The organism is Noviherbaspirillum album (assembly GCF_035916955.1).
GTDB lineage: Bacteria > Pseudomonadota > Gammaproteobacteria > Burkholderiales > Burkholderiaceae_D > Noviherbaspirillum > Noviherbaspirillum album.
Genome location: NZ_JAWIIV010000033.1, coordinates 48,061 through 57,997, shown reverse-complemented (window position 1 = coordinate 57,997; position 9,937 = coordinate 48,061). Strand labels below are relative to the sequence as shown.

At 64.2% G+C, this 9,937-nt stretch carries 12 protein-coding genes and 1 pseudogene; 5 read left to right on the top strand and 8 right to left on the bottom strand.

The annotated features are described in order from the left end of the window. From RY831_RS26190 to RY831_RS26175, 4 genes and pseudogenes are all read left to right on the top strand, one after another. Positions 1 to 155: pseudogene (locus RY831_RS26190) on the top strand (branched-chain amino acid ABC transporter substrate-binding protein); the annotation flags it as partial. 137 nt (positions 156 to 292) lie between these two features. After that, positions 293 to 1,036, top strand: coding sequence for an aspartate/glutamate racemase family protein (locus RY831_RS26185; protein WP_326509323.1), 744 nt, complete (start codon positions 293 to 295; stop codon positions 1,034 to 1,036). A 54-nt stretch (positions 1,037 to 1,090) separates the two neighbouring features. Beyond that, the gene (locus tag RY831_RS26180) at positions 1,091 to 2,101 is read left to right on the top strand and encodes an asparaginase (protein WP_326509322.1); all 1,011 of its coding nucleotides are present in this window, start codon (positions 1,091 to 1,093) and stop codon (positions 2,099 to 2,101) included. A 322-nt stretch (positions 2,102 to 2,423) separates the two neighbouring features. Beyond that, the gene (locus RY831_RS26175) at positions 2,424 to 3,590 is read left to right on the top strand and encodes a benzoate/H(+) symporter BenE family transporter (protein ID WP_326509321.1); all 1,167 of its coding nucleotides are present in this window, start codon (positions 2,424 to 2,426) and stop codon (positions 3,588 to 3,590) included. Positions 3,591 to 3,602: 12 nt separating this feature from the next. Here RY831_RS26175 and RY831_RS26170 read toward each other — a convergent pair whose 3' ends face one another. Genes RY831_RS26170 through RY831_RS26150 form a run of 5 tightly spaced genes read right to left on the bottom strand, consistent with a single transcriptional unit; the run spans position 3,603 to position 6,737 of the window. After that, positions 3,603 to 4,499, bottom strand: coding sequence for a PhzF family phenazine biosynthesis protein (locus RY831_RS26170; protein ID WP_326509320.1), 897 nt, complete (start codon positions 4,497 to 4,499; stop codon positions 3,603 to 3,605). Beyond that, positions 4,499 to 4,810 (bottom strand): cupin domain-containing protein, encoded by a 312-nt coding sequence (locus tag RY831_RS26165; RefSeq protein ID WP_326509319.1) that lies wholly within the window; start codon positions 4,808 to 4,810, stop codon positions 4,499 to 4,501. The genes RY831_RS26170 and RY831_RS26165 overlap by 1 nt, the downstream gene beginning before the upstream one ends. Next, positions 4,807 to 5,319: a DUF3291 domain-containing protein gene (locus RY831_RS26160; protein ID WP_326509318.1), complete on the bottom strand. Its 513-nt coding sequence runs from the start codon at positions 5,317 to 5,319 to the stop codon at positions 4,807 to 4,809. The genes RY831_RS26165 and RY831_RS26160 overlap by 4 nt, the downstream gene beginning before the upstream one ends. 48 nt (positions 5,320 to 5,367) lie before the next feature. Beyond that, positions 5,368 to 6,354 carry an NADPH:quinone reductase gene (locus RY831_RS26155; protein ID WP_326509317.1) on the bottom strand — a complete coding sequence of 329 codons (987 nt, stop codon included), beginning with the start codon at positions 6,352 to 6,354 and terminating at the stop codon, positions 5,368 to 5,370. 35 nt (positions 6,355 to 6,389) lie between these two features. Next, entirely contained in the window at positions 6,390 to 6,737 is a 348-nt protein-coding gene (locus RY831_RS26150; protein ID WP_326509316.1) for a DUF2917 domain-containing protein, read from the bottom strand. Between the two features lie 147 nt (positions 6,738 to 6,884). Between RY831_RS26150 and gcvA the strand changes: the two genes are divergently transcribed. Next, the gene (gene gcvA / locus RY831_RS26145) at positions 6,885 to 7,775 is read left to right on the top strand and encodes a transcriptional regulator GcvA (protein ID WP_326509315.1); all 891 of its coding nucleotides are present in this window, start codon (positions 6,885 to 6,887) and stop codon (positions 7,773 to 7,775) included. A 24-nt stretch (positions 7,776 to 7,799) separates the two neighbouring features. Here gcvA and RY831_RS26140 read toward each other — a convergent pair whose 3' ends face one another. The 3 genes from RY831_RS26140 to RY831_RS26130 all read right to left on the bottom strand — a co-directional run bounded on the left by RY831_RS26140 (position 7,800) and on the right by RY831_RS26130 (position 9,823). Next, on the bottom strand, positions 7,800 to 8,087 hold the full coding sequence (locus RY831_RS26140) for a DUF493 family protein (protein WP_326509314.1): 288 nt from the start codon (positions 8,085 to 8,087) through the stop codon (positions 7,800 to 7,802). Positions 8,088 to 8,176: 89 nt separating this feature from the next. Next, entirely contained in the window at positions 8,177 to 8,467 is a 291-nt protein-coding gene (locus RY831_RS26135; protein ID WP_326509313.1) for a DUF1330 domain-containing protein, read from the bottom strand. A 210-nt stretch (positions 8,468 to 8,677) separates the two neighbouring features. After that, positions 8,678 to 9,823 (bottom strand): D-alanyl-D-alanine carboxypeptidase family protein, encoded by a 1,146-nt coding sequence (locus RY831_RS26130; protein ID WP_326509312.1) that lies wholly within the window; start codon positions 9,821 to 9,823, stop codon positions 8,678 to 8,680. Positions 9,824 to 9,937: the final 114 nt, after the last annotated feature.

Sequence of the window (9,937 nt, the reverse complement as noted above, 5' to 3'; positions counted from 1 at the left end):
ATCCGGCGAAGTACCTGCCCGAACTGCAGAAGATCAACTACAAGGGCGTGACCGGCAACATCGTGTTCGACCCGAAGGGTGACATCAAGGACGGCACGCTGACGCTCTACACCTACAAGGGTGGCAAGCGTGAACAGCTTGCTGTCGTCAAGTAAGTCGTAGTTCGCTTGCGGCCGGCGTTGCGCCGGCCGCAATGATCCCCTATTCATTGGCAACCTGCTCCGTGACCGCAGGGCGGGGCGGCAAAGCGACTTCATGCCGTGTCGTCGCATCCGGCGTGAAAGAACCCGCCATGCATACCACATCCCATCGCAAGAGAATCGGCATCATCACCGGCTCGGGGCCGGAGGCTGGCATCGACCTCTGGAGCAAGCTCCTGCAGGCTAGCCGCGAGCTGCAGGGTAAGGCATTCCGCGGCGACCTCGATGCGCCCGCCGTGACCGTGCATTCCGAACCGTCGCTCGGCCTGTCGATGGAGCTGGACCGCAATGACGAGCCGGTCTGGAACTGCCTGCGCGACACGGCCATCGCCATCGCCTCGCGCGTCGATTATTACGCGATTGCCTGCAATACCCTCAATGTCTATCAGCCCCGGCTCGATGCGCTCGGCCTGCCGGCCAGGTTCGTCTCGTTTGCCGATGTGGCCGCAGACTTCCTCAAGGAGAACGGCATCGACAAGGTGGCCCTGCTGGGCGCGCGCCCGGTGATCGAGTTCGGCGAGTGGTCGCATTACCGCAGGCTGGCGGAACACGTGGAGGTCGAACTCCCGCGCGGCGCGAGCGCCGAACGCCTGCACCAGCTGATCTATGACGTGAAGGCCCTGGGCGGCGGTGCGCCGCAACTGCGTCCGCAATTTCATGCCCTGCTTTCCGAACTCGAAGCGCCGGCGGTGCTCCTGGCCTGCACCGAACTGCCGCTGATCCCCATCGGCGGACTCGATGTGGCCGGCAAGCAGATCATTGATGTCACCGCCCTCGTCGCCCGCCGGCTGGCGCAGCTGGCGAATGGAAGCGAAGGCATGGCTTCCGGCACTTGAGTATCTGAGTATCTGAGTATCTGGGTATTCCCGCACCTTTCCTCTTCATAGACCATGAGCAGAAAACATATCGGCGTAATCTACACCGGCGGCACGGTGGGCATGGCAATGACTCCGCAAGGCTACGCGCCGATGCCCGACTTCGCCGACGTCCTGTCGCGCCTGCTCGGCAGCCATGGCGAAATGCTGCCGGGTCACGCGCTATATGCCTACGGTGATCCGATCGACAGCACCAATGCCACGCCGCAGGACTGGCAACGGATAGGACGCGATATCGCGGCACGCTACGATGACCATGACGGCTTTATCGTCCTGCACGGCACCGATACCATGGCCTATACCGCATCGGCGCTGTCCTTCATGCTGCAGGGCTTGCGCAAGCCCGTGATCGTCACGGGGTCCCAGGTGCCGCTGGGCGCGGCGCGTTCGGATGCGGCGCAGAACCTGATCACGGCGTTGCAGCTGGCCGCCAGCGATGCGATCAATGAAGTCGCGATCTGTTTCCACGGCCGGCTGCTGCGCGGCAATCGCGCCACCAAGGTCAGCGCCTCGCGCATGGCCGCTTTCGACAGCCCTAACTATCCGCACTTGGCGGAAATCGGCATCGAGCCGCGCCTGAATGTGCCGGCCTTGCTGCCAAGGCCGGCACAAGAAAATTTCCAGCTGCCGGACTATGCCGATGCGCTGATCATGCCGCTGCGCTTCGTGCCCGGCCTGCCGCTGCGCGCGGTCGAGGCGATGCTGGCGCTCAAGCCGCGCGCGGTCATCCTGGAATGCTACGGTTCCGGCAATGCGCCCGACCGCGATCCGGCGCTGTTGCGCATGCTTGAGCGCGCCAGCGCCGACGGCACCGTGCTGGTCGCCCGCAGCCAATGCCTGCACGGCGAGGTGCATATCGGCACCTATGCGGCCGGCGCCGGCATGACCGCTGCCGGCGTGGTCGGGGCGCGCGACATGAGTTTCGAAGCGGTGTTTGCGAAGCTGCATCATCTGTTTGCGCGCGGGATGACGGCGGAGGAGGTGAGGGGGGAGTTGATTCGCGATTTGTGTGGTGAGGTAAGTTAGCGTGCTCGAACTTGCTCCCTTCTCCCGCAGGCGGGAGAAGGCAGGGAGTCGCAAATCATGGTTTGCGCTGCTGTAGTCGAACTGGCTTGCAGGCCAGTTCGTGTAGAAGGGCTGGGGATGGGGGGTAGCAAGAGATCCTGCGGTCTTGGCGATTCCCCTCACCCCCGCCCCTCTCCCGCCTGCGGGAGAGGCGAGCTTTTCTCCGCTATCGAACGACTTCCTTCGGCCAGCCTTAAACTTCCCGATTACACTAATCCCCGTGCGGCGCCGCGCCTACATCCATGCAACAATGCCGGCTTGCCCAACAGCATCCGGCCTGCCCATGTCATTCTTCAAGGACTTCTCCCTCTCCGCGCTAGCCGCCGGTTTCGTCACCGTGCTGGTCGGCTTCACCAGTTCGGCCGTGATCGTGTTCCAGGGCGCCACCGCGCTGGGTGCCGGGCCGGCCGAGATCGCTTCCTGGATGTGGGCGCTCGGCCTGGGCATGGGCCTGACCTGCATCCTGCTGTCGCTGCGCTACCGGATGCCGGTGGTGATCGCCTGGTCCACGCCCGGCGCCGCCATGCTGATCACCGGCGCGGCCGGGGTGCCCCTCGAAGAAGCCACCGGCGCCTTCCTGCTGTCGGCGGCAATGATCACCGTGTGCGGCTTTTCCGGATTCTTCGAGCGCATGATCAGCCGCATCCCGGTCTCGATCGCTTCCGGCATGCTGGCCGGCGTGCTGCTGCGCTTCGGCATGGATACCTTCATCGCGATGAAGACGCAGTTCGGCATGGCCTTCGCGATGTTCATGATCTACCTGATCGGCCGCCGGCTGTTTCCGCGCTATGCGGTCATCGCGACGCTGGCCGTCGGCATTGCCATCGCCGCCGCCGGCGGGCTGCTGCAGCTGGAGGGCATACGCTTCGAGCTGGCGCAGCCGAAATGGATCACGCCCAGCTTTTCCGTTGCAGCCATCGTCGGCGTGGCGCTGCCCCTGTTCGTGGTGACCATGGCCTCGCAGAACGTGCCCGGCGTGGCGGTGATCCGCGCATCCGGCTATGCGGTGCCGATCTCGCCGGTGGTGGGCTGGACCGGCGTCGCCAATCTGCTGCTGGCGCCCTTCGGCGGCTTCGCGCTGAATCTTGCGGCGATCACCGCCGCCATTTGCATGGGGCGCGAGGCGCACGAGGATCCGAAGCGGCGCTATGTCGCGGCGGTGGCGGCCGGGGTGTTCTACCTGCTGGTCGGCATTTTCGGCGCCACGGTGGGCGCGGTGTTCGCAGCCTTCCCCAAGGAACTGGTGCTGGCGATCGCCGGCCTCGCCCTGTTCGGCACCATCGGCAATGGCCTGGCATCGGCGCTGGCCAACGAGCAGGAAAGGGAGCCGGCACTCGTCACCTTTCTCGTGACGGCCTCCGGCGTGTCACTCGCAGGTGTCGGTTCGGCATTCTGGGGACTGGTCGGCGGCGTCATCGCGCTGCTGGTGCTGCGCGCCCGCAAGCCCTGATCAAATCTGCAATCAGATCTTCACCACGCGGCTTTCCATCACCGCCGCCTGCCCGCCGGCCATCAGGCCGGTGATGCGGCCATCCGCCTTGTTCAGCTTCACGGTGATCACGCTCGGCGACGGCTGCGGCATCAGGTAGCCTTGCTCGATCAGCAGGGTGTCGGCATCGACATGCAGCCGGTCGTGCAGAAAGCAGGCAAGCGGGCCGGCCGCCATGCCGGTCGCGGCTTCCTCTGCGATACCGTAGCGCGGCGCGAACATGCGCGTGCCGGCATGGCGGCCTGGCACTCTAGTCTCGGGCGAGAACAGGTAGTAGCCGATCAGGTCAAGCTGTTCGCTCACCGCTTCCAGCGCGCCCATCTGCGGCTGGGCGCGCAGCAGGGCCGCTTCGTTTTTCAAGGGCACGACCAGGAAGGCATTGCCGGTGTGGACCACGGCCGGCGCCTGGCCTTCGATCAGGTCATCGCGGTTAAGCGCCAGCGAAGCGAGCACGCTGTCGATATCGATGCCAGGCGTGGCTCCGCCGAGTTCGGTGTAGCGCGGCGCGAGCTGCTCCATGAAGGCCATGCCGTCCTGCAGCCGTATTGTGCGGGTGCCGTCGATGGTTTCCTTCGAACTGTCGGCGCGGCTGATCCGGCGCAGCTGCTGCAGGTAGCCGAAGGTGGCAATCGTCGCATGGCCGCAATGGGCGATCTGGCGCGACGGCGTGAAAAATTCCAGCTTGAAGTCGGCCTCCCGCGACGGCGACACGAAGGCCGTTTCCGACAGGCCGACGCTGGCAGCGATGGCTTGCTTCTGCTCGCGGCTGAAACGTTCCGCATCGAGCACCACCCCGGCCGGATTGCCGCCACGCTCGCCGTCGATGAAAGCGTTGACGATCCGTACTTCCACTTGCATCTGCGCCGCCATCACACGCTTCCTTCCTTCTCGATCACCAGAATGCGCGCCGCGCCGCGCGGATGGGCCACATGCTCGCATCCTATGCCGGCGAAGAAGACATCGCCGGTCTGCAGCACGGCGGATTTCTCGAGCCCCTGCTCGCGATAATGCATCTCGACCACGCCATCGAGCACGGCGAATACCTCCTCGCCGTCGTTGACATGCCATTTGTACGGCTGGTCGGTCCAGTGCAAACGGGTGGTGACGCCGCCCATGTTGGCGATGTCGAGCGCACCCCAGGCGCGTTCGGCGGTGAACTCCTTGCTGCGGATGACTTTCATGCTGGGCTCCCTGAAATGGTGATGGCTTGTTCTGCTTGTTCCATTAGCTCTATCGCCTGCACCGCGCTGGGCGGGTGGATCACGTTGGCGAATGAGAACGCGAATTCGGTTTCGCCGTACAGGCGAAGGTAGGCAAGTCGCTCCTTCGCCTCGGCGATGGTCGGCGCATGGCCGGGCGCGATCCACCACAGCGCCATATGGGACTCGCGCATGCGCTCGAACCACTGCCTGCGTAACTTCATCGCCTCGGCATGCGCGCTGCGGTAGACGAAATGCTTCAGATGTTCGACCGATTCCCAGACCGACAGGTTGACGATGATGAGTTCATCGTCATAGGCGCTGATCGAAGTCGCGTCGCCTGCGTCGGTCTTGAGCCGCCAGATGAAGCCGGGGCTGTTCTCGGCCAACGCATTGACGGCATCGAGCCGTGCCGCGAAGCCGGCCATGGAGGGATGGTCAATCGGCGCGCGAGCGCGGGCAATATTGACCTGTGCGAGTTGGCATTTCATGTGGCTCCCCATGAATGATGGAATCGGATTGAAACGGGACTCCGTGTTTCAGTCGATGGTGAGCACCACGTTGCCGGTCGCCTTGCCGCTCTCGACCAGTTCATGGGCGTCGGCGATGCGCTCCAGCGGCAGGCGCGCGGCGATGTTGTGCATGAGGGCTCCCTGCCGCAGCAGGTCGGTGAGACCGTCGACCGCGCGCTTGCGATCGGACGTGGTGAGGTTGTAGGCGATGAAGAAGCGCAGCCGCACGTTCTTGACGATCATTGGGAAGAACGGCACGGCGAACTCGGGCATGCCGCTGCCGTAGCCGATGATGTCGCCCTCGGCGGCGATCAGTTCGGTATCGAGCGCCATGTTGGCGCCGATGTCGACTTCGATGATGCGGTCGATGTTTTCGCCCTCGGTCAGCTGCTGCACCTGCGCGGCAACGTCGCCGGCCTTGTAATTGACGGCGGCATCGGCGCCGGCCGCCAGGGCCAGCGCAGCCTTGTCATCATTGCTGACGGTGGCGATGACCTGCTTCGCACCGGCAAGCCTCGCCATCTGGACCGCATAGTTGCCGACCGCGCCGGCGCCGCCGGCCACCAGCACCCGCTTGCCGGCCACGCCGCCATCCATGGCCACCGCATGAAACGCGGTCAGCGCCGGGATGCCCATGCAGGCGCCGATATCGCCGGCAATGCCGTCCGGCAGGCGCACCGCCTGTTCCGACGGCAGGCAGATGTATTGCGCGGCGGTGCCGTCGGCGCGGCCCCAGGCCGCATTCCAGCTCCAGACAGGCTCGCCGATGCGCGAAGCGTCCACGCCCGTGCCGACCGCCTCAATCACGCCGGCCCCGTCGCTGTGGGGAATGATGCGTTCGAAGGGCAGTACCTTGGTGCGCAGGCCGGCCCGGGTCTTCACGTCGGACGGGTTGACGCCGGAGAACTGCAGCCTGACCCGGACTTGCCCGGGACCGGGCTCCGGCGTGGAAATGTCTTCTATCGCCAGGACTTCCCTGGCCGGACCGGTCCGTCGGTACACCGCAGCACGCATGCGCTTCTCCTTGAAGTGATCAGATAATCAGGTAATCAGCAGGGGCTGTTGCAGCCGCGATTGCGCTTGAGGCTGACGGTGTCGTGGCCGAACAGGCGCTGCGACAGGCCCACCAGCCATGCGCCGACATTCGCCACGGCCTGGCGCGCGCCGGCGCGGCGGGTGTCGATGCTGCTTGCGCTGTCTGCTTCGATGACGATCAGTTTGCCAGGAATTGCGGTGAAGCTGTCGCCGGCGCACAGCCAGTAATCATGCTTGATGCCTTCCACCGTCAGCCAGACATTGCCGCGTGTTACACGCAGGGTCTGGGCACGCGGCGCGATGCCGGAAATGGTTTCGCCGGGGGCGATCGAAAGTAATTGGTTTGTGAAAAGTCCTCTCATGGCAGTACACTCCTGAAAGCGCGGAAAGGTGCCGCTGCAGGCTTGCATTGACAGGCAATCCCCAACCACGTGAAGCCATTGTAGTTCTGGCCTGCGCCTTGTCTAAACGATATATTTTGGCTTCCTTTGTTAGGAAAATTCACAAAGATGGCGGATCTCAGACGTCTTCCCAACCTGGCCGCGCTGCGTGCTTTCGAAGCCGCCGCGCGTCATCAGAACTTTTCCCGCGCCGCCGAGGAGATCCATGTCACCCATGGTGCGATCAGCCACCAGATCCGCGCGCTGGAGGAGGAGCTGGGCATTGCGCTGTTCGTGCGCCACGGCAAGCGCATCGCGATCACGCCGGACGGCGAACGCTTCGCGGAAACCCTGCGCAGGGCGCTCGGCGATATCGCGGCGGCGGCGGCCGAGCTCAGGGCGGAAGGCAAGCAAAAGCGCCTGACGGTGACCGCACTGCCTTCGTTCGCGGCGCGCTGGTTGTCGCCGCGACTGGGGCGCTTCATCGAACGCTATCCGGACCTGGAAGTCATGCTGCAGTCGAGCGGGCACCTGACCGACTTCGTGCGGGAATCGGTCGACATCGGCATCCGTTTCGGCGGCGGCAACTATCCCGGACTGGCGGTGGAAAAACTGCTGGACGATTTCTACTACCCGGTGGTCAGCCCGCGCTTCAACGGCGGCAATCTGCCGAAAACGCCGCGTGAGATGGTGAAGCATCCGCTGCTGCGCTGCGAGGGCGAACCCTGGACGCCGTGGTTCCGCGCGGCCGGCCTCGACCTGCTGGAGCCGACCGGCGGGCTGGTGTTCCAGGATTCCTCGATGCTCGTGCGGGCCGCAGCCGAAGGGCACGGCATCGCGCTGGCCCGCCATGCGGTGGCGATGACCGATATCGCGTCCGGCGACGTGGTGCGGCTGTTCGATGTGGCGGCGAAATGCACGCTGTCGTATTACCTGGTCTGCCCCGAGGAATCGCTGCGCAAGCCGCAGGTACAGGCTTTCCGCCAGTGGCTGCTGGAGGAAGTGGCCAAGTCACAGTGATGGCCGCCGCAGCGGCATCACAACCTACAGCACGACCTTGACCATCGGGTGCGAGGACAGCTCGCGGTACAGGTTGTCGAGCTGTTCGCGGCTGGTCGCGCGCACCGTCACGGTCAGCGCGAGATAGGTGCCCTTGGACGAGGGGCGCATTTCCATCTTCCCGGCATGGAAAGTCGGATCATGGCGCACCACGACATCGACCATGGTCTGCGCGAAGGCATCCTGCATGACGCCCATGATCTTGATCGGGAAGTCGCTGGGATATTCGATGAGGCTTTCGGTGGGCTGCGTGGGCTGTGTAGGCTGGGACATGATGAGTTTCCGGCTGCGGCTGCTTGCCATCCTGAAAGTGGAAGCAGGCCATGTGGCAAGACCTTGGACAGGTCGGCGATGCCGGTATTTTACGCCGTTGCCTCGTAACTGATCAGGGTTACGTCGGCCCCGGCGTCGCGCAGCGGAATCAATGCCTGGTATTCGGGCGAGGCATGCCAGCCCAGCACCGCCGCCTTGTCCGGAAAACGCGCCACCACTGTATCGGTCTGCGGATGCTCGCCATTGAACACCTCGATCTTTTCCCCCCGGAATACCAGCTCCCCGCCCCAGGCGGCGATGGTCGCGCCGACCTGCGCGCGGTAGGCATCCCATTGTTGCGGGTTCTTGATGGCGATGTGGCCGATGATGTAGGCGGGCATGGACACTCCTGGGCTCTGGCGGATGACGGACGACGGACGACGGACGACGGACGACGGACGACGCTTGCGAGTGTAACCCGGCAGGAAGCTTGTTCTGTGTTTGCCGGACCGTCCGGAAGAGCAAAAACAAAAAGGCGGGTAGTTACACCCGCCTTGGCAGAACATCGGCAGCATGGTCGAACAGGCCTGTCGTCCGCTGCCCGCAGCGGGTCACTTCATCATCAGGCGCATGGAATCCCAGGCGCGGCCGAAGATGCCGGCTTCATTCACCTGTTCCAGCGCGGTTACCGGCAATTCGGTCAGCGGCTTGCCGTCGACCATCATCTTCAGCGTGCCAACCCTGCTGTGCTGCGCCACCGGCGCCACCAGCGGGTCCTTGCGCTCGAGCACGGGCTTCATCTTGTCGGCCACGCCTTTCGGCACGGTCACGTAGACATCGTAATTGAAGCCGATCTTGACCTGGTTTTGCGTGCCTTTCCAGACTGCCGGCGTCGCCACCGGCTGGCCCTTGGCATACAGCTTGACGGTATCGAAATTCTGGAAGCCCCAGTTCAGCAACTTCAGGCTTTCCTGCGTGCGCACCTGGTCGGACACGGTGCCGAGGATGACCGAAATCAGGCGGCGCTCGCTGGTGCCGTTGGTGCGCTTGGCCGTGGAGATCAGGCAGTAGCCTGCGCCGGAAGTGTGGCCGGTTTTCATGCCGTCGACTGTCGGATCGAGCCAGAGCAGGCGGTTGCGGTTAGCCTGCTTGATCTTGTTGTACGTGAATGCCCGGGTCGAATAGATCTTGTAGTGATCCGGATGGTCGGCGATCATGCGCCCGGCCAGCGTCGCGAGGTCCTGCGCGGTCGAAAAGTTGTCCGGGCTGGGCAATCCATGCGGATTGGCGAAGCGGGTGTTTTTCAGACCCATGCGTTCGGCTTCGCGGTTCATCAGCGTCACAAACGCGTCTTCGCTGCCGGAGATCGCTTCCGCCAGGGCGACGGCGGCGTCGTTGCCGGACTGCACGATGAGGCCGTACAGCAGGTCGTTGACCTTCACCGGCCTGGCCGGATCGATGAACATCTTCGAACTGCCGGCATCGACCTTCCAGGCGCGCACCGACACGTTGATCAACTGCTCGGGATCGAGACGCTTTTCCTTGATGGCCGAGAAAGCCAGGTAGGCAGTCATGATCTTGACCAGCGATGCCGGTTCGATGCGGGCGGCAGCTTCCTGCGAGGCAAGCACCTGGCCGCTGGTGGCGTCGAGCAGGAGCCAGGACTTGGCGGCGACAGTGGGTGGAGGAAGGGCCTGCGCGATTGCCGCAGACCAGGAAAAGACAGTGGCAGCCAGGGCTGCAAGGATTTTTTTCATTGGTCGCAAGAAAGATTGGCCCGCGGGAAGCAGCGGGATGACAACAGGAAACCACGTGAGAATTATAGCCCTGCGGATTGCGCCAGCCTGGAAAGCGGGTAGTCCCTCAGGGAG

Bases quoted from the DNA above. Each gene is read 5' to 3' on its own strand.
- RY831_RS26185 (WP_326509323.1), top strand. From the start codon at position 293: ATGCATACCACATCCCATCGCAAGAGAATCGGCATCATCACCGGCTCG.
- RY831_RS26180 (WP_326509322.1), top strand. From the start codon at position 1,091: ATGAGCAGAAAACATATCGGCGTAATCTACACCGGCGGCACGGTGGGC.
- RY831_RS26175 (WP_326509321.1), top strand. From the start codon at position 2,424: ATGTCATTCTTCAAGGACTTCTCCCTCTCCGCGCTAGCCGCCGGTTTC.
- RY831_RS26170 (WP_326509320.1), bottom strand. From the start codon at position 4,499: ATGGCGGCGCAGATGCAAGTGGAAGTACGGATCGTCAACGCTTTCATC.
- RY831_RS26165 (WP_326509319.1), bottom strand. From the start codon at position 4,810: ATGAAAGTCATCCGCAGCAAGGAGTTCACCGCCGAACGCGCCTGGGGT.
- RY831_RS26160 (WP_326509318.1), bottom strand. From the start codon at position 5,319: ATGAAATGCCAACTCGCACAGGTCAATATTGCCCGCGCTCGCGCGCCG.
- RY831_RS26155 (WP_326509317.1), bottom strand. From the start codon at position 6,354: ATGCGTGCTGCGGTGTACCGACGGACCGGTCCGGCCAGGGAAGTCCTG.
- RY831_RS26150 (WP_326509316.1), bottom strand. From the start codon at position 6,737: ATGAGAGGACTTTTCACAAACCAATTACTTTCGATCGCCCCCGGCGAA.
- gcvA (WP_326509315.1), top strand. From the start codon at position 6,885: ATGGCGGATCTCAGACGTCTTCCCAACCTGGCCGCGCTGCGTGCTTTC.
- RY831_RS26140 (WP_326509314.1), bottom strand. From the start codon at position 8,087: ATGTCCCAGCCTACACAGCCCACGCAGCCCACCGAAAGCCTCATCGAA.
- RY831_RS26135 (WP_326509313.1), bottom strand. From the start codon at position 8,467: ATGCCCGCCTACATCATCGGCCACATCGCCATCAAGAACCCGCAACAA.
- RY831_RS26130 (WP_326509312.1), bottom strand. From the start codon at position 9,823: ATGAAAAAAATCCTTGCAGCCCTGGCTGCCACTGTCTTTTCCTGGTCT.